Origin of the sequence: Nocardia sp. NPDC059177 (genome assembly GCF_042755165.1) — a bacterium.
In the GTDB taxonomy this organism is placed as follows: Bacteria; Actinomycetota; Actinomycetes; order Mycobacteriales; family Mycobacteriaceae; genus Nocardia.
In genome coordinates this window covers 265,869-283,858 of sequence record NZ_JBHZBX010000005.1, presented here as the reverse complement: position 1 = coordinate 283,858, position 17,990 = coordinate 265,869, and the positions used below count along the sequence as shown (strand labels likewise).

General features: G+C 71.0%; 16 protein-coding genes. All 16 read right to left on the bottom strand.

Translation table 11 applies throughout. The features are described from left to right. Positions 1-330 precede the first annotated feature (330 nt). The gene (locus ACFXK0_RS09260; protein WP_379409496.1) at positions 331-1,533 is read right to left on the bottom strand and encodes a cytochrome P450; all 1,203 of its coding nucleotides are present in this window, start codon (positions 1,531-1,533) and stop codon (positions 331-333) included. 39 nt (positions 1,534-1,572) lie between these two features. After that, positions 1,573-2,754 (bottom strand): cytochrome P450, encoded by a 1,182-nt coding sequence (locus ACFXK0_RS09255; protein ID WP_379409528.1) that lies wholly within the window; start codon positions 2,752-2,754, stop codon positions 1,573-1,575. A 94-nt stretch (positions 2,755-2,848) separates the two neighbouring features. Then, positions 2,849-3,043 (bottom strand): ferredoxin, encoded by a 195-nt coding sequence (locus ACFXK0_RS09250; protein WP_378949392.1) that lies wholly within the window; start codon positions 3,041-3,043, stop codon positions 2,849-2,851. Further along, entirely contained in the window at positions 3,040-4,233 is a 1,194-nt protein-coding gene (locus tag ACFXK0_RS09245) for an NAD(P)/FAD-dependent oxidoreductase (RefSeq protein WP_379409495.1), read from the bottom strand. Before ACFXK0_RS09245 ends, ACFXK0_RS09250 begins: the two co-directional genes overlap by 4 nt. Further along, positions 4,230-5,057 (bottom strand): SDR family NAD(P)-dependent oxidoreductase, encoded by an 828-nt coding sequence (locus ACFXK0_RS09240; protein ID WP_379409494.1) that lies wholly within the window; start codon positions 5,055-5,057, stop codon positions 4,230-4,232. The genes ACFXK0_RS09245 and ACFXK0_RS09240 overlap by 4 nt, the downstream gene beginning before the upstream one ends. Before the next feature lie 29 nt (positions 5,058-5,086). Then, a complete protein-coding gene (locus ACFXK0_RS09235) occupies positions 5,087-5,941 on the bottom strand; it encodes an alpha/beta fold hydrolase (RefSeq protein ID WP_379409493.1) in 855 nt (284 codons plus the stop codon). Further along, a complete protein-coding gene (locus tag ACFXK0_RS09230; RefSeq protein WP_379409492.1) occupies positions 5,938-7,074 on the bottom strand; it encodes a 3,4-dihydroxy-2-butanone-4-phosphate synthase in 1,137 nt (378 codons plus the stop codon). The genes ACFXK0_RS09235 and ACFXK0_RS09230 overlap by 4 nt, the downstream gene beginning before the upstream one ends. Beyond that, positions 7,071-7,685, bottom strand: a complete 615-nt coding sequence (locus tag ACFXK0_RS09225) for an NADPH-dependent FMN reductase (protein ID WP_379409491.1) — start codon at positions 7,683-7,685, stop codon at positions 7,071-7,073. The genes ACFXK0_RS09230 and ACFXK0_RS09225 overlap by 4 nt, the downstream gene beginning before the upstream one ends. Positions 7,686-7,700: 15 nt before the next feature. Next, positions 7,701-8,690, bottom strand: coding sequence for a cyclase family protein (locus ACFXK0_RS09220; protein ID WP_379409490.1), 990 nt, complete (start codon positions 8,688-8,690; stop codon positions 7,701-7,703). 19 nt (positions 8,691-8,709) lie between these two features. Next, on the bottom strand, positions 8,710-9,540 hold the full coding sequence (locus tag ACFXK0_RS09215; protein WP_379409489.1) for a coniferyl-alcohol dehydrogenase: 831 nt from the start codon (positions 9,538-9,540) through the stop codon (positions 8,710-8,712). Positions 9,541-9,569: 29 nt separating this feature from the next. Continuing rightward, entirely contained in the window at positions 9,570-10,895 is a 1,326-nt protein-coding gene (locus ACFXK0_RS09210) for an LLM class flavin-dependent oxidoreductase (RefSeq protein WP_379409488.1), read from the bottom strand. Continuing rightward, positions 10,892-12,673 (bottom strand): FAD-binding protein, encoded by a 1,782-nt coding sequence (locus tag ACFXK0_RS09205; protein WP_379409487.1) that lies wholly within the window; start codon positions 12,671-12,673, stop codon positions 10,892-10,894. The genes ACFXK0_RS09210 and ACFXK0_RS09205 overlap by 4 nt, the downstream gene beginning before the upstream one ends. 35 nt (positions 12,674-12,708) lie before the next feature. Then, positions 12,709-13,710, bottom strand: a complete 1,002-nt coding sequence (locus tag ACFXK0_RS09200) for a 3-carboxyethylcatechol 2,3-dioxygenase (protein ID WP_379409486.1) — start codon at positions 13,708-13,710, stop codon at positions 12,709-12,711. Continuing rightward, positions 13,667-15,340 carry a bifunctional 3-(3-hydroxy-phenyl)propionate/3-hydroxycinnamic acid hydroxylase gene (locus ACFXK0_RS09195; protein ID WP_379409485.1) on the bottom strand — a complete coding sequence of 558 codons (1,674 nt, stop codon included), beginning with the start codon at positions 15,338-15,340 and terminating at the stop codon, positions 13,667-13,669. Before ACFXK0_RS09195 ends, ACFXK0_RS09200 begins: the two co-directional genes overlap by 44 nt. Position 15,341: 1 nt before the next feature. Continuing rightward, the gene (locus ACFXK0_RS09190; RefSeq protein ID WP_379409527.1) at positions 15,342-16,205 is read right to left on the bottom strand and encodes an alpha/beta fold hydrolase; all 864 of its coding nucleotides are present in this window, start codon (positions 16,203-16,205) and stop codon (positions 15,342-15,344) included. Positions 16,206-16,243: 38 nt separating this feature from the next. Further along, positions 16,244-17,887: an FAD-dependent oxidoreductase gene (locus ACFXK0_RS09185; protein ID WP_379409484.1), complete on the bottom strand. Its 1,644-nt coding sequence runs from the start codon at positions 17,885-17,887 to the stop codon at positions 16,244-16,246. Between the last annotated feature and the right edge of the window lie 103 nt (positions 17,888-17,990).

The window sequence follows — 17,990 nt, the reverse complement described above, 5'->3', positions numbered from 1 at the left end:
AACCTCGCGGACAAGCGCGCCATCGCCGGCCGCCACGGAAGCGGAGTACGAAGGTCGTACCGTCACAGATCGCCGCTGCCGCCGAACGCGAACTGGCCTGCGACCACTGTCACGCCCTCGTCCCATCACTCCGAAACTGTCGACCCGGATGGCACACCGCGAGTCAACCACCGTGGCCGCGCCACCCCGGCCGCTCAGCGACGTACCGGCCGCCGGTCGCGGGATCGCTGCGGCAGTACTGCGCACAGTCGCGGCAGGTTGTCCGGTCCGCCGGCACGGTCCTCGTTCGGTGCGAACCGGGCTCGCCGCATGCGTTCGCGCCAGGCGAGGTCAGCGGGTGGTGGCGGGCATGGACTCCCAGCCGCGGACGGTGGAGGTGGGTGAGAGGCGGGCGGCGGACAGGTCCACTTCCCATTCGGGGAAGCGGCGCAGGATTTCCTCGAGGGCGATGCGGCCTTCGAGGCGAGCCAGGGCTGAGCCGAGGCAGTAGTGGGTGCCTGCGCTGAAGGACAGGTGGGGGCGGGTGGGGCGGTGGATGTCGAAGATGTCGCCGTCGGGGGCGAAGTGGCGTTCGTCGCGGTTGGCTGCGCCGATGATCATCATCATGACGCTGCCCTCGGGCACGACGCGACCGTGCACCTCGGTATCGCGGGTGACGTAGCGCGCCACGTGCGGGGCGGGCGGTTCGAAGCGCAGCAGTTCCTCGACCGCGTTGGGGATCAGGCGCGGGTCCTCGACCAGGGCTTTGCGCTGGTCGGGGTGTTCGGCCAGGACCTTGCCCGCCCAGCCGATCAGGCGGGTGGTGGTCTCGTTGCCCGCGCCGGAGACGACGTTGACGTAGGTGAGCAGTTCCTCCCGGGTCAGGTGCCGGTATTTGCCGTCCGCGTCCTCGAATTCGACGGTGAGCAGTTCGGTCATGATGTCGTCGGCGGGATGCTCGGCGCGCCAGTCGATGTAGGCGGCGAACAGGTCGCCGCCGGTGAGACCCTCGGAGGCGGCCTTCATCGGCCGGCCCTCCTCGGTGCGCATCTGGTCGTTGGCGAAATCGCGGATGGCCTCCTGATCCTGCTCCGGAATGCCGAGCAGCAGGCCGATGGTGCGCATGGGCATCTGCGCGCCGATATCGGCGACGAAGTCGAGGCGGCCGGTGCCGACGATCGGGTCGAGGCTGTCGGCGCAGAACTGGCGGATCCGGTCTTCCAGTGCCGCGATCTTGCGCGGGGTGAACATCCGCGACAGCAGCCTGCGGTGGATGTCGTGCACCGGCGGGTCCTCGAAGATGAGCACACCCGGCGGAATCGGGATGTTCGCCTTGATCAGTTCGAGGATGGCGCCACGCGCCGAACTGTAGGTGTCCTTGTCGAGCAGGCCTGCGTTGACGTCGTCGTAGCGGGTCATCGCGTAGAAGTCGTGGGTTTCGTTGTAGTACAGGGGCTGTTCGTCACGCAGCCGTTTGAACATGGGGTACGGGTCGGCGTTGAGCTCGACATCGTACGGATCGTAGAACGCGGCGTTGGTGGCGCTGGCGGTCACGGAGATCACCCCTCACAGGAGTCGGGAAACGGGAATCGGTCACCAGGTGACGGGTAGCGAATACAGGCCGTAGGCGAGGCGGTCGTGCTTGAACTCGACTTCCTCGAGCGGAACCGCGAGGCGCAGGGTGGGGATGCGGCGCACGAGGGTGCGGAAGACGATCTGCAGTTCGGCGCGGGCCAGCTGCTGGCCGACGCACTGGTGCGGGCCGAAACCGAAGCCGAGGTGATGGGCGGCGGGGCGGGCGATGTCGAGCTGATCCGGTGCGGCCCATTCCCTTTCGTCCCAGTTGGCCGGGGCCAGATCGAAGATCAGGCCTTCGCCGGCGCGGATGGTCTCGCCGCCGATCACGATGTCGCCGACCGCGACCCGCCGCTGCCCGTTCTGGATGATGCTCAGATAGCGCAGCAGCTCCTCGACCGCGTTCTTCACGATCGCCGGGTCCTCGGTGTCGCGCAGCAGCGCGAACTGCGCGGGGTTGCACAGCAGGGCCAGGGCACCGAGGGAGATCATGTTGGCGCTGGTCTCGTGCCCGGCGATGAGCAGACCGGTGCCCAGCTGGGCGGCTTCGCGCATGTCGATCTCGCCCGCGCGGACCCGCTCGGCGATATCGGTGACCACGTCCTCGGCGGGCTCGTCGAGCTTGCGTTTGATCAGTTCGATCAGGTAGCGCGCCAGTCCGGCCCGGCCTTGGGCGGCCTGTTCCTTGGTGGCGAACCGGTCCACGTTCACGCTGGCGTGCTGCTGGAAGAACTCGTGGTCCTCGTAGGGCACGCCGAGCATCTCGCTGATCATCAAGGTCGGTACCGGCAGGGCGAGCGCCTCGACCAGGTCCGCCGGTGTCGGCCCGGCCAACAGCCGGTCGAGGTGCTCGTCGGTGATCTGCTGGATGGCCGGGCGCAGGCCCTCGACCCGTTTGAACGTGAACGGCTTCGTGAGCATGCGGCGGTAGCGCTGATGCTCGGCACCGTCGGTGGTGAACACCGATTTCGGCCTGCTGTCCTTGATCGCGAGCATGCCCTCGTTCCAGTGCGGAAACCCCGGCTGATGGTCGTCGACACTCACGTTCGGATCGGACATGAGCTGCTTGTACTCGGTGTATCCGGTGACCAGCCACGGGGTGCTGCCGTCCCAGATCCGGACCCGGTGCAGCGGTGCGGACCGGCCCAGTTCGAGGGTTTCGGCGGGCGGCGCGAACGGGCAGCCCGCGGCGCGCAGCATGGGATAGTCCGGGGCCGCCGCGGTGGCGGTCGTCTCGGCCGAGGTTTCGGACACGGTTGTCTCCTTCTCCGGGCGCCACGCGGGCGCCGCACGTTCATTCCTCGATGTGGATGGCCATGGCCGGGCAGACGGCGGCGGCCTGGCGCACGTCGTCGGCGAGTTCGGCCGGTGGCGTGTCGTCGAGGAGCACGACGATGCCGTCCTCGTCGCGCTGGTCGAACACCTCCACCGCGTGCATGACGCAGTGGCCGGCGGCCACACACTTGACCTGGTCGACGGTGACCTTCATCGGGACCTGCTCTCGCTCGGGACGAGCGGCTGCCCGTCGATCAATTCCTGGCGGCGGATCCTGGACTGCTTGGCCATGTTCCAGCCGAGGATCGCGGTGACTACGCCGTCGCGGGTGTAGCGGACGACGAACCGGCCCGCGGCCGGGTCACCGTCGACGATCTCGGCGTCCGCGTCGCGGGTGACGGTGCCGTGGACCTGGATCTTCGTGGCGAACTGGTCGGTCCAGAAGTACGAGATCGGCGCGTGCGGTCGGGGGGTGCCCGCGATGGCGGCGGCGACGGTCGCGGCCTGCTCGGTGGCGTTGGTGCGGTTCTCCCACCGGACCTCGGTGCCGAGCACCGGGTGGTGCCAGCGCGCGACGTCACCCGCGGCGTAGATCCCTTCGGCGGCACGGCAATACGGGTCGCAGACGACACCGTCGCGCAGGGTGAGGCCGCTGCCGTCGAGCCAGCGGGTGGCCGGTGCCGCGCCGATGGCCACCACGACCAGGTCGGCGGGCAGCACGGTGCCGTCGGCGAGGGCGACGCCGGTGACCGCGCCGTCGCATTCGGTGAGTCCCTGCACCGCCGCGCCCAATGCGAGACGAACCCCGTTGGCGCGGTGCAGATCGGCGAGCAGGCTCGAGACCAACGGGCCGAGCTGCCCGGCCATGGGCGCGTCGAGCGGCCCACACAGGGTGACCTCGCGGCCGAGTTCACGTGCGGTGGCGGCGATCTCGCTGCCGAGGACACCTTCCCCGACGACCACGACCCGCTGCGCGGTGCACAACCCGTCGCGCAGGGCGAGGGCGTCGTCGAGGCTGCGCAGGACGTGCACGCCGCGCAGTCCGCGCGAGTCGGGCAGGGTCCGTGGGCTGGCGCCGGTGGCGATCACGATGTGGTCGGCGATGATGGCTCCCCGCGCCGTGCGCACGGTCCGGGTCGCCGCGTCCAGGCCGAGCGCGGGGGTGTCCAGGATCAGGTCCAGGTCGAGACCGGCCAGCTGCCGTGGCGGGCGCAGCAGCGTTCGTTCCGGGCCCCACTGGCCGGAGAGGATCTGTTTCGACAGAGGCGGCCGGTCGTAGGGCAGGTGCGCCTCGGCACCGAGGACGGTGATCCGCCCGGGAAACCCTTCGCGCCGTAGTGCTTCCGCGGTCGCCAGGCCGGCGGCCGACGCGCCGACCACGAGAACATCGGTGCCGCGCTTCATCGCGCACTCCCCTGCTCGGCGGGTTTGCGGCGGCGGAGCGGTTTGCCCGCGACCGTGCCGCCGTCGACCGGCAGGACCGTCCCGGTGACGTAACGGGACAGTTCGCTGCCGAAGTAGACCGCTGCCTCCGCGACGTCGGCGGGTTCGCCGTCGCGCTGGAGCGGGCGGTCCTCGCGCATGGATTCGCGGACCATGCGGGTGAACTTCTCCATCGCCCCGCTGGGCATCCGGTCGGCGGAGGAGGCCAGCAGTGGGGTCGGGATGCTGCCGGGGGCGATGCAGTTGACCCGGATCCCGTACTGGGCCAGTTCGATCGCCGCCGATTTGGTGAAGTGGATGACCGCGGCTTTGGAGGCGCGGTAGGTCTGCACGCCGCCACCGGCTTGAATGCCGCCGATGGAGGACACATTGACGATCGACCCACCGTCGGCTTCGGCCATCCGCGCGGCGGCATGGCGGGTGCCTGCCATCACGCCGAGCAGGTTCACCCCGAGTACCCGGTGGAAGTCGAGCAGGTCGTCGTGCAGGAAGTCCTTGTGCATCACCCCGGAGATGCCTGCGTTGTTGCACATCACGTCGAGGCGCCCGAATGTCTCGACGCTCAGGTCGACCAGGCGCCGGACCTGTTCCGGGTCCGCGACATCGGTCTCGGCGAAGACCGCGGTGCTGCCGTAGCCTGCAATCGAGGCACGGCCCCGCTCGGTGTCGACATCGCCGACGACCACCCGGGCCCCGGCGGCGACGAAACGCGCGACGATCGCCCCGCCGATCCCGGAGGCGCCGCCGGTGACGACGGCGACCTTGCCTGCCAGCTCGTCGGCCATGTGTTCTCCTTTTCTCCGAAGTCCCCGGGTCACCGCACCGCGACGGGAGCGTCGGCGGCGTCGGCGTGCCGGGCGAGGAAGTCCAGCAGCAGTGCGTTGACAGCGGCGGGCCGCTCGATCTGTGGGCAGTGGCCCGCCCCGTCGATCACGGCGCTGCTCCCCCGCCGCACCCGGGCGGCGAGTTCGCTCGCCCAGCCCGCGGGCAGCAGCTTGTCGCCCGCGCCTTCGACGAACAGCGTGGGCACGGTGATCCGGTCGTAGTCGCGGTCGCTGGACGGGGTGCCCGGTGCCGCGGCGCCGGGTCGCCGGAATCTCGCCGCCGCCAGGGCTTCCCACGCACCGGGGGCGAGGCTGGACTCGTGCCTGCGACGCACGTAGTCGACGTCGGCGGGATAGGCGCCCGAGTGGAACAGTGCGGCCACGATGCGGCGCATGCCGTCGACGGTGGCGTCGTAGTCGTAGAGCGCGTCGACGTGCTCGTTGCGCAGGATGTCGCCGCCGCCGCAGATCGCGACCAGGCTGCGCGCCCGCAACCGGGGCCGCGTGGAGGTCTGGTCGACGAGCAGGTTGATCGCGCCCATCGAGTTGCCGACGAAGTGCGCGGTGCCGATACCGAGCAGCTCGAGCAGGGCGGCGACGTGCCGGATGCGTAGTCCGCGGCCGTCGGTGAAGTCGACCACCTTGGCCGAGCGACCGTAGCCGAGCATGTCCGGGGCGATGACCCGGTGCCGGCGGGCCAGTGCCGCGACGGTGTGTTCCCAGCCGAGGGCGGCGTCGGCGCCGAACTCGCCGCCGTGCAGCAGCACGACCGGGTCACCGGAACCGGCGTCCAGGTAGGCGGTGTCGTGCCCGTCGACGATCAGGCGGCGGTACTCGGGGCTCATGAGGCACGCTCCGTTCGTCCCGCGGCCACCGCGGACAGGGGGATCCGGGCTGCGACCCGGAGGTGGGCGGGTACGGCGTGGGTTTCGCCGGGTTCGGTGAGCAGGCGGATCTCCCGGATGCCGAGGTCGTCGAGGATGTCGAAGGCGGACTGCAGGTCGCTGTGGCCGACCGGATGTGCTTGGGGCGGTGCGCAATCCGCGTCGTGGCCGCGCGATCGCAGGGTGTCCCCGATCGCGGTGCGGCCGGCGCGCACGTAGATCAGCGCGCCGCAGCCCGCTTCGGCGATCCGTGCGAGGGCGTCGTGCAGGGCGTCGCGGCAGCCGCAGGCCCGCGAGCCCAGGACGTCGCCGACGAGGCATTCGAAGTGCAGGCGCACCAGCGGCGCCGTCGCGGCGGCGGGATCGCCGTGGACGAAGGCGACGTGCTCGCGGTCGAGCCCGTCGGTGAACCCGATGGCCCGGAACTCGCCGTGCGGCACCGGGATTCGTGCGGCGCCGTGCCGGGTCACCCGGCACAGTTCGCGACGCCGGTAGGCGATCAGTTCGGCCACCGTGACCACGGGGAACCTGTTGGCGCGGCCGAGTTCGGTCAGTTCCGGCCAGGTCGGCCATTCGCCGTCGGCGCCAGTGATCTCGCACAGGACTCCGGCGGGGCGCAGCCCGGCGAGTTCGGCGAGGTCGACGGCGGCTTCGGGGATCTCGGGCCGCGCGAGGACGCCCCCGACGACGGTGCCGAGCGGGAAGACATGGCCGGGGCGAGCGAAGTCGGCCGCCGCCGCGGTGGCGAGCGCGCGCACGGTGGCGGCTCGCTGGGAGGCACGGACCCCGCCCGCGCCGGTCAGGGCGACCGAGACCCGGTAGCGGGAGCGGTCGGGTCCGGTACCCGCCGGGTCGGCCGGGGGCACCCCGAACCCGTCGAGGACGGCGGCGGGCAGTGCGACCTGCACGAGCCCGCACCCCAGTCCACCGACCAGGGTGATCGCCGCCGCGGTGACGTGTTCGGCGGCCAGCATCAGATGGCCGCGCACACCGTCGGCCGCCGCGTCGGCGAGCAGTATCACCCGGCCGGCGCGCAGCGCGGTGAGCGCGGCCGACACCGCCTGATGCCCGGTCTCCGCGCGGGGTTCACTCATGGCCTGCCGCCGCCTGCCGGGACGAAGGCCAGCAGCTGACCGGCGAGCATGTCCAGCTGCGCCTCGACACCGGTGTCGACGAGGGTGCCCTCGGCGTCCCAGACCGCGTCGGCGGAGTTGATCGCCACACCGAGCGGAGTGGGCCAGGCACGCAGGGCGTGCCCGATGACCCGCAGCTGGCCCAGCGTGCCGACCGCGGCCTGCCAGCCGTAGGCGCAGGTGATGCAGCCCCACGGCTTGTTGTCCAGGTACACGGTGGTGTCGGCGCGCATGTCCTCGATGTAGTCGAGGGCGTTCTTCACCAGGCCCGACACCCCGCCGTGGTAGCCGGGTGACCCGACCAGCACGGCGTCGGCCTGCCGCAGCGCCTCGACCAGGGCGGCCGCGCGCGGCGTGCGTTCGGTCTCGTGCGGGCTGTACATGGGCAGGTCGATATCGGCGCCGCTGAACAGTGCCGTGCGCCCACCGCGTCGTTCGACCGCGGAAAGGCATTGGCGCAGAGCGCGTTCGGTCGACGAGTCCTGGCGCAGGGTGCCGCCGAGGCCGACGACGAAGGGGCGTCCGTCGGTGACCGGGCCTGCGGCGGTGCCGCTGGTCGTGCTGACAGTCATGGTCTCGGGCCTCCGCTACTTGATCGCGATGGGGTTCAGGGGCGAGCCGACCGCGCCGATCACGCGCAACGGCGGTGCGACGAGCTGGAATTCGTAGACGCCGTCGGCGGCGCAGTCGGCGGCCAGCGCCGAGAAGTCCCAGTACTCGCCGAGCATCAGGCCCATATCGCGCAGGCACAGCATGTGCAGCGGCAGGAAGGTGCCCTCGACGCCGGAGGCCGGGTCCTCGACCATCAGGTTGTCGGCGGCGACCGCGGCGATTTCGTGTTCGTGCAGCCACAGCGCGCAGGTCCAGTCCAGACCGGAGTACGGTTCGGCGCCGTCGCGGGCCTCGAGGTAGCGGTCCCACCAGCCGGTGCGGATCAGCACGATGTCGCCGGAGGCGATGGTGACGCCCTGGCGGGCGGCGCAGTCGTCGAGTTCGTCGGCGGTGATGGGCGCGCCGGGCGCGAGGTAGGTGTCGGCGCCGCGGTAGCGCACCAGGTCCAGCAGGACACCGCGGCTGGTGATGCCTTTGCTGTCGACTTTGTCGATGCCGCAGTGGAAGGCGCCCTGGCTGGTCACCGAGGCGGCGGGGAAACCGTTGTAGAGCTTGTCGTCGTAGTACACGTGGGAGAAGGCGTCCCACTGGGTGGCGGCTTGCAGCGGCATGATGATCAGGTCGTCGTTGAAGCGGAAGGGGTTGTCGGCGAAGAAGCTGCTCAGTTCGCCGGCGACGGTGTTGCGCAACCACTTCGGGCCGTATTCGGCCAGGGTCGCGGCGTCGCCGCCGTCGACGGTCATCACGTGGGTGGGGTTCTGCCGGAACTGGAAGGCGCCCTGCGGTCCGCCGGCGCCGAAGTCGATGCCGAGCGGGAAGACCTTGCCGTGCCGGACGAGTCCGGCGGCGGCGGCGATCTTGGCCGGGGTGATGAAGTTCAGGGTGCCCAGCTCGTCGCCGGTGCCCCAGCGGCCCCAGTTGCGGACCCGCTCGGCGAGGGAGTGGAAATCGGTGAGAGTTGCCACGGCGGTGGATTCCTTCCAGTTATTGCCGGGTGGGCCCGGCCAGTTCGTTCGCCAGTCGCGCGGCGAGGTTGCCGCCGTCGACCCACAGCACCTGGCCGGTGACGTAGGCGGCCGCCCGGCTGTTGAGGAACAGCAGTGCCGTGGCCTGCTCGGCCGGGTCGGCGGCGCGGCCCAGCGGCTGGTCGATGCCGTCGAGGTAGTGCGGACCGTAGGCGGTGCGCAGCTGGTCGAGGATCGGGGTGTCGGTGACGCCGGGCCCGGTGCAGTTGATCCGGATGCCGCGCCCGGCCAGTTCGGCCGCGCGCCGCATGGTGTAGAGGATCAGCGCCTCTTTCGACAGCCGGTAGCCGCCGCCGTCGGCGACGACGGCCGGGTGCGCCGCGCACCAGGCCAGCCCGTCGGCGAAGGACGTGGTGTCGAGTAATCCGACAGTGTCCCACCGATTCTCGTGATAGGCCGAGGCGGCCAGCGAGGACACCGAGACGATCACCGAACCCGGTGCCAGCTGCGCCGCGATCGCGTCGGTGAACCGGCGCAGGCCGAGGAAGTTCACCGCGACCACCCGGTGCGGGTCGCCGATGCCGGAGGAGACGCCCGCGACATTGAACAGCGCGTCGACCCCGTCACCGATCCGGGCGAGGGCGGCATCGATGGAATCCGGGTCGCCCTGGTCCATCGCGACGAACTCGTCGAGCCCCGCGTCATGGCCGGGTGCCCGCAGGTCGACCCCGACCACGCGCGCGCCCAGGCGCGACACCTCGGCGGCCACCCGCGCGCCGATGCCCGACGCGCACCCGGTGACGACCACCCGCTGCCCGTCGTATCGGCACCGCTGTGCGAAGGTTTCCATCCGCGACCCTTCCCGTCCCCGGCCCGATGTCAGCCCTGGCCGCGTTCTTCGAGCTGACGTTGCTGTTCTTCGAGCCGGGCGGCGGCCTGCTTCTGGCCCTCTTCGATCTCGGCCATCGCTTCGGGGATCTCGCCGGCGGTGAAGGTCCCGCCGCGACCGGTCGGCAGGCCGCCGAAGGCGTAGTCCTCGTCGAAGGCGGGCGAGGGCATCGGCACGCGCCGGGCCTCGGCCTTCGCCAAAATCGGCGCCATCCGCTTCGCCTTCTCGGCGACGGCCTTCTTATCGCGTTCGATGAACTCCGGCAGCACTTCCCGGCCCATGATCTCCAGCGATTCCATAGTGGCCTCGTGGCTGCGCGGGTTGAGCAGCAGGATGATCTCGTCGACGCCGCTGGCCTCGTAGCCGCGCAGGAATTCGCGCACGGTGTCGGGGGAACCGATCGCGCCGCGGCCGGGACCGTAGGCGACCGAGGGGTCTTCTTTCACCGCGTCCAGGTAGGACTGCCACACCTCGGTCCGGCCGGGGGTGTGCATGCCGGTCATGTAGTAGTGCATGATCCCGTAGGAGAAGAACCCGCCGCCGACACCGAGACGTTCGATCGCCTGTTCGTCGGTGGGCGCGACCATCATCGACAGGTCGCCGCCGATGGCGAGGATGTTCGGGTTCATCTGCGGCACCATCGGCGCGGCGTGGTCCTCGAACTCCTGGTAATAGCCGCGCACCCGCTCGCCCAGGGCCTCGGGCCCGGTGTAGGCGAAACTCAGTGCGCCGATCCCCATCCGGGCGGCCATCTGCACCGACGAGGGCCGGGTACACGCCACCCACAGCGGCGGGTGCGGGGTCTGGCGCGGCTTGGGGACGACATTGCGGGCCGGCATCTCGATGTGATTGCCCTTGAACCCGGTGAACGGTGCCTCGGTCAGGCAGCGCACGGTGACCTGCAGGGCCTCTTCCCACTGGGCGCGCTTGTCGGCCGGGTCGATGGCGAACCCGCCGAGCTCACCGACCGAGGACGATTCGCCGGTCCCGAATTCGACGCGCCCGTTGGACAGATGGTCGAGGGTGGCGACCCGCTCGGCGGCGCGGGCGGGATGGTTGATCGCCGGCGGCAGGTGCATGATGCCGAAGCCGAGGCGGATGTTCTCGGTGCGCTGGCTCGCGGCGGCCAGGAACATCTCCGGGGCGGTGGAGTGACAGTACTCCTCGAGGAAGTGGTGCTCGGTGAGCCAGACCGTCGAGAACCCGGCCTGGTCGGCGAGTTCGACCTCGTCCAAACCGTCCTGGAACATCTGGTATTCGTCGTCGTCGGTCCACGGCCGCGGCAGCGCGAATTCGTAGAAGAGGGAAATTTTCATCGGGTACCTCCAGAGGGGTCGACCGCGGCCGGGTCGGTGTCTTCGTGGGGAGCGGGGTGGGCGGCGAGGTGTCGCGCGGCGATGTAGCCGAAGGTCATGGCCGGGCCGATGGTGGCGCCGGCGCCGGCGTAGCTGCGGCCCATGACGGGGGCGGCGGTGTTGCCGACGGCGTAGAGGCCGTCGATCGGGGTACCGTCGGCGCGCAGTGTTCTGGCGTGCTCGTCGGTGGCGATCCCGCCCGAGGTGCCGAGGTCGCCGAGGATGACGCGGAAGGCGTAGTAGGGCGGGCCCGACAGCGGGGTGAGGTTGGGGTTGGGCAGGGTGGGGTCGCCGTAGTAGTTGTCGTAGACGCTGTCGCCACGGGCGAAGTCGTCGTCGTGCCCGGCGCGGGCGAGGTCGTCGAAGCGCTGGGCGGTGGCCTGCAGCGCGTCGGCGGGAACGTCGATCTGTGCCGCGAGTTCGTCCCAGCTGCCCGCGGCCTTCACAACCCCTGACTCCAGCCAGGCCGCGGGCACGGTGAATCCGGTGGGCACGGGGGCGAGGGGGATCTTCGGCAGCGGCAGGTGGCCGCCGATGACGTAGCGCTTCCAGGAGCGGTGGTCGGTGATCAGCCAGCACGGGATGTGGGTGACCCCGGACTTCTGGCCGTCGAGCATGGCGTGGCCGAAGTCCATGTAGGGAGCGGCCTCGTTGATGAACCGTTCGCCCGCGCCGTTGACCATGAACTGGGCGGGCATCATCCGCTCGTTGAGCATGAATTGCAGGCGGCCGTCGGGCCATCGGATCGCGGGGAACCACCAGGCTTCGTCCATCAGTTCGGTGCCCGCGCCCGCCGCGGTGCCCAGGCGGATGCCGTCGCCGAGGGAGAGCTTGTTGCCGAAGCTCCAGTCCTGCTCGACCAGGGGTTGTTCACTGGTGCGCCAGGCCATGTCGTGGTCGAAGCCGCCGGTCGCCAGGATCACTCCGCGCCGGGCCCGGATCCGCACCGGCGTGCCGTCGCGGGCGACGGTGGCGCCGACGACGCGCCCGCCCTCGGTGTGCAGGGCGGTGATCGGGCTGTCGAGCCACAGCGGGACACCGCGTTCGCGCAGTGCCAGGCGCAGCCGTGCGACCAGGGACTGGCCGATGGTGACGATCCGGTCGCCGAACACGTGCGCGCGCACCATCCGCCAGAGCAGTTTCAGCAGGACTGCTTTGCCCCGCCAGTGCTGGCGGATCTGGTAGAACAGCCGAAGGTCCTTGGGCCCCAGCCAGATCCCCTTCGGCGCGAGCGCCAGTGGTGGCAGCAGCCCCGCCTCGTCCTCCCCCAGCTCACGCAGGTCGATGGGCGGGACATTGATGGTGGAGCCCTGGTCGGAGCCGCCGGGCAGTTCCGGATAGTAGTCGGCGTAACCCGGCTTCCACACGAATTCCATACGGCTGCTGCGGTTCTCGAGGAATTCCAGCATGCGCGGCGCCTCGGTGACGTAGGCACGCAGGCGCGCTTCGTCCACCAGGCCCTCGGTGATGGCCTTCAGGTAGCCGACGACCGCCTCGGGGTCGAGCGCGAATCCGGCCCGGCGCTGCGCCGGCGCGTTGGGCACCCAGATGCCACCGCCGGACAGGGCCGTCGAGCCGCCGTAGTGGGACCCCTTCTCCACGATCAGGACCGACAGTCCCTCGGCCTCGGCCGCGAGCGCGGCGGTCAGCCCGCCACCGCCCGAGCCGGCGATCAGGACGTCGACCTCCTCGTCGAACGCGATGCCGGACCGCGGGTCGGGCGTTGCCTCGTCGCTCACGTGCGATCCTCCGTCGTCGGGTGCGGATTCGGCGTTCATGGGTGCCCCCCGTCGCTCGGGTGTGGGTCGGCCGGGAGTGCGGCGCGCACCGCGAACCCGGCGATGAGCGCCGGGGCGGCGCGGTAGTAGCGCGCGGTCGTCCGGTAGGGGCCCTGGTGGGCGAGTGCGGCGAAGGCTGCCACCCAGGTACGGATCTCGTGTGCGGAGGCTCCGGCGACCGCGGTCACCTCGGCGTTGTCCCAGCCCGTGACCTCGGCGAGCCCGCCGCTGTCCACGAGGTCGAGAAAAGCGTTGTCCCACTGTGGGTTCAGTGGTCGCAGAGCCGCGCCGCCGACCGGTTCCGGGGCGGCGGTGGATTCCTGGGCGGCGGCGAACTCGCGGGCGGCGGTGACGACTGCGGCGGTGCGGGCCGCGCGCTGTTCGGTGGTCATGGTGCCGCCGTGGACGATTCGCTCGCGGATCGGGCCGGTGGCGGTGGCCAGGGTCGGGACCGGCGGGTCGTGGGAGAGTCCGCCGGAGCCGATGATCAGCACGCGCCGGTCGAGGCCGGACAGGAATTTCCCGACGGCCGCGCCCAGGGCGGCGGTGCGGCGCAGGGGGCCGAGGGGGACGGCGACCGCGTTGACGAAGATCGGGACGACCGGGACGGCGGTGGCGCTGCCGAGCAGGCGCTGGAGGGGCTGGACCGTGCCGTGGTCGACCTCCATGGCCGTGGAGAGCGCCACGTCGACACCGTCGGCCAGCACGGATTCGGCGAGCTCGGTGGCCAGCTCTCCGGGCACATCGAGGGGTCCGGCGTGTGTGCCGTAGTCACCGACGCCGGTCGCGGCGGTACCGACGCAGAACGGGGGCATGGTGCGGTAGAAGAAGCCGTTGTAGTGGTCGGGAGAGAACGTGACGATCAGGTCGGGACCGAAGTCGCGGACGAACTCGGCCGCACGGTCGAGAGCCACACCGATCTCGGCACGCAGTTCCGGTGTGGGACCGGGCAGTTCAAGCAGAGGGCTGTGCGAGACGCAGCACACGGCCAGCGGCATCGGGACCTCCGGTTGTCGGGGCGTTGGCGTCGAGGATCTCGGTGCCGAGTTCGGGGGCGAACTGGGCGATGCAGGATCCGGCGATCACCCGATCCGGGCGCAGGAACAGCACCGAGTCGGCCTGGCCGTCGAACCAGCGCTTGAGGGCGCCGGTCCGGTCGCCGACGACGGTCACGTCGTCGTGATCCTGGTCGGTCCAGGACAATTGGCAGGCGGGCCGGGCGGCGACGAAGCGGGCACCGTGGGCCTTCCACCGGGCGAAGACCTCGGGGCCGAGGACCGTGCGGGGATCGTTGTTCCAGCACAGCACCGCGAACCACGGGCCGAGCACGTCGTCGAGGAGCACCTCGGGCCGGTCCCGGGTGCTGACCGTCGGCTGGACGAACAGGGTGCCCGCCGGCGAGGGTGTCGAGCGCGACCAGCGGTGCACCACCGCGCCCGTGTCGTAGCGGGGCATCGGCTTGAACCGCATGCCGAGCACATAGCCGCGCACCGGCGGGATCGCGGCCGCCGCGCGCACGAGGGCGTCGCGCAGCCGGGTGACCCGGCGGTCGGTCGGTGAGATGACCCGGCCCACGAGGGTGGACAGGTCGATCATGGCGCGGGCGTGCGGCCTGCGCTCGGCATCGTAGGTGTCGAGGAGTTCGTCGCCTGCGCGTCCGGTGACCACCGCGACCAGCTTCCAGCCCAGGTTCGCCGCGTCCCGGATGCCACTGTTGTAGCCCTGGCCCTGCCATACCGGCATGAGGTGCGCGGCGTCGCCGGCCAGCAGGACGCGACCGGCGCGGAAGGATCCGGCGATCCGGGAGTGGTGGGTGTAGACGCGGCGGCGGATGATGTCGAGGCGGTCCGGGTAGGGCACCAGCGGGGCGATCATCCGCGCCACGAAGGCCGGATCCTCGGCCAGTTCGTCGGATTCGTCGTCGTGGATCATGAATTCGAAGCGGCGGATGCCGTGCGCGATCGACACCGACACATTCGGCCGGGCCGGGTCGGCGCCGACCTCGATATTGGGGTGGCCGAGTGGATCGGTGGCGATATCGACCACCAGCCAGCGAGTCGCCGAGGTGGTCCCGTCGAAGCTGACCCCCATCGACTTGCGCACCACACTGCGGCCGCCGTCGCAGCCGACCACGTACCGCGCGCGCACCAGGGCGGGCCCGTCCGCGGTGGTGATGCCGACCGCGGCGTGGGTGCCCCGGTCATCGCAGGAGACCACCGCCGATGACCAGCGCACCGTCACCGTGGGGTAGCGGTCGAGTCCGCGCAGCAGCTCGGCGTCGACCAGTGGCTGGACGAAGCCGTTGCGCTTGGGCCAGCCGAGGGAGGTGTCGGCCGGGGCGATCTCGGCGAGCAGCCTGCGGCGGGCGTCGACGAACCGCATGATCTGGTTCGGGGTCGTGTGCGGCAGGATCTGCGCGACGAGCCCGATCGATTGGAAGGTCCGCAGGGACTCGTCGTCGAGCCCGACACCGCGCGGATAGTCGATGAGGGTGTCGCGTTCCTCCACGACCAGGGTGCGCACACCGGCCGCGCCGAGCATATTGGCCAGGGTCAGGCCGACCGGGCCCGCGCCGACGATGAGGACGTCGGTGTCCTCCGGTGGGAAATCACCACTGCTCCGCGACATCTCACGCTCCGAGCAGGAAGCCCAGGTGCAGGGCGTCGAAGGTGGTGGCGTCCTCGTACTGGGGCCAGTGCCCGCAGTTCTGCATGACCTCGAAGCGGGCGCCGGGGATCATCGAGGCGATCCGCCTGCCCTCGGCCACGTCGGCGGTCGGGTCGTGGCTGGTCCACAGCACGAGGGCGGGCGCGGTGATCTGCCCGTATTCCTTCTCCCCCAGCAGGTTTCGCTCCCGGATCACCGGGTCCTGCAGGGCCATGATGTCGTGCATCGCGGCGGCGAACCCCGGTTGCCGGTAGACGCGCTGCCTGCTGGCGACCAGGTCGGCGTAGTCCTTGGACTTGTCGGCCATCAGCCACCTGATCCGCGCCTGCACGGTCTCCCAGGTGGGGTCGGTGGCCGCTGCCATCGACAGGGTGACGATCCGGCGCATCACCTCGGGGTCGGCTTGGGAGCCGCCCGCGGTGTTGAGCACCAGGCGGTCGACCCGGTCGGGGTGGTCGACGGCGGCGCGCGCGGCGACCCAGCCGCCCAGCGATTCCCCGCTCAGCGACGCCTGCCGCACCCCGATGGTGTCGAGGAAGTTCATCAGATGCTCGACGTAGTGCGCGATCTCGAGCGGGTGCCCTGGCTTGTCGGTGTAGCCGTGGCCGAGCATGTCGATCGACCAGGTGGAGAAGTGCGCGGCGTGGGCGGCCAGGTTCCGGACGTAGGCCTCCGCGTGCCCGCCGGACCCGTGCAGCAGCACCAGGGTGGGCAGGTCGTCGGCGCCGGCGTGCAGGTAGCGGGTGCGTACCCCGCCCACGTCCAGGTATCCCTGGCTGAACGGGACGCCCTGCAGGTCGCTCCACACGCTCTCGTGTTCGGACAACTTCGTCACTTCCTCTGCCTGTCGACTGTGCACTGCGCTCAGGACTCCACTGATTTGCCGGTCGCCGCCGCGTGCCCGGCCCGATGGCCCCACACCATGGCGGGGCCGATGGTGCCGCCCGCGCCGCCGTAGGCCCGGCCGGTCACCCCGGCCATGGCATTGCCTGCGGCGAACAGGCCGGGGATGACCGAGCCGTCGACGTGCAGTACCCGCCCGTCGCGATCGGTGCGCGGGCCGCCTTTGGTGCCCATCGCGCCGACGGTCACCGGCACCGCGTAGTAGGGCCCGGTGTCGATCGGGCCGAGCGTGCGGCCCACCGTGGTCGGGGCGTCCTGGTCGCCCCACCAGCCGTCGTAGGCGCTCGCGCCGCGGCCGAAGGCCGGATCGTGGCCTTCGGCGACGTTGCGGTTCCAGCCGGCCACGGTGTCGGCCAGGCCGTCGACGTCGATCCCGATGCGCCCGGCCAGGGTGGGCAGGTCGGCGGATTCGTGGAACCAGGCGGGCACCGGCTCGCCCGGCGCGATGCCGAGGAAGCCGTAGCGGCGCAGATGTTCGGCGTCGAAGACGATCCAGCCCGGATCGTTGACGTAGCCGTCGCGCGGGTCCAGGTAGTGGAAGGCGCCGGCCATCGAGTTGTACTCCGAGGCCTCGTTGACGAACCGACGCCCGCGCCGGTTGACCATGATGCTGCGCGGCCTGGTGCGCTCGAGCCGGACGCTGCGGCTGCGCGGATGACCGTCGATGGTGTCGTCGGGGATCTGCACCACCGGCACCCACCAGGCCTCGCTCATGGTGCCCAGGTCGGCGCCGTGCGCCATGGCCATCCGCAGGCCGTCGCCGGTGTTGTTCGGCGGGGAGACCGGGCCGCGCATGGGTCCGCGCAGGTAGGCCTGGACCAGAACCGGGTCCCATTCGAAACCGCCGGTCGCCAGGATCACGCCGTGCCGGGCACGGACCGTGGAATCGCCTGCCGCCGTGGCGATCCGGACCCCGGTGATCGCGCCGCCGGCGGCGATCAGCTCGACCGCGCGGGCCCCCGTGCGCGGGACCACGCCCGCGGCGAGGACGCCCGCGAGCAACCCGGCGACCAGGGCGGTGCCTGCCACACACAGGTCGGCGGTGCTGTCCTCGCCGACCGAGGCGTGCAGCCGCGCTCTGGTCTCGGCGTCGAAACCGACATTGCTCCAGTCGGCCGGAAAGCTGGTGATCCGATCACGCCATGGGCCGAGTTCGGCCAGATCGAAGGCGGCCGGGCTCAGTGACCGTCCGCCGCCCGGTTTGCCGCCGGGCAGTTCGGGTTTGTAGTCGGGAAACCCGTCGGCGATCTCGAAGCGCACACCGCTGTGTTCCTCGACGAAAGCGACGGTGGCGGCCCCGGTTTCGACGAAGGTACGGACCAGGTCCTCGTCCATCGAGCCGAAGGACTGCGCGCGCAGATAGGACATGGCGTCGGCGACGGTCAGCGGTTGGCCCGGTGCCCGGTCGTGGGCGGGGATCCAGGCGATCCCGCCGGAGACCGCGCTCGTGCCGCCGACGGTCGGCGCCTTCTCGAACACCGCCACCGACGCGCCCGCGGTCGCCGCGCTCAGGGCAGCGGTGAGGCCGGCCGCACCGCTGCCGAGAACGACGACATCGACCTCGGTGTCCCACGTCGGGGATGCCGGATTCTGCTGCGAAGTCACTGTCCCGCCCTCCTTCTCGACCGCTCCCACCTCGCCGAACAGCGCCATGCCGGGCGAGATTGAAGTTATCGTATGACGAGAACGTCATTCTCCGCTAGCGAGT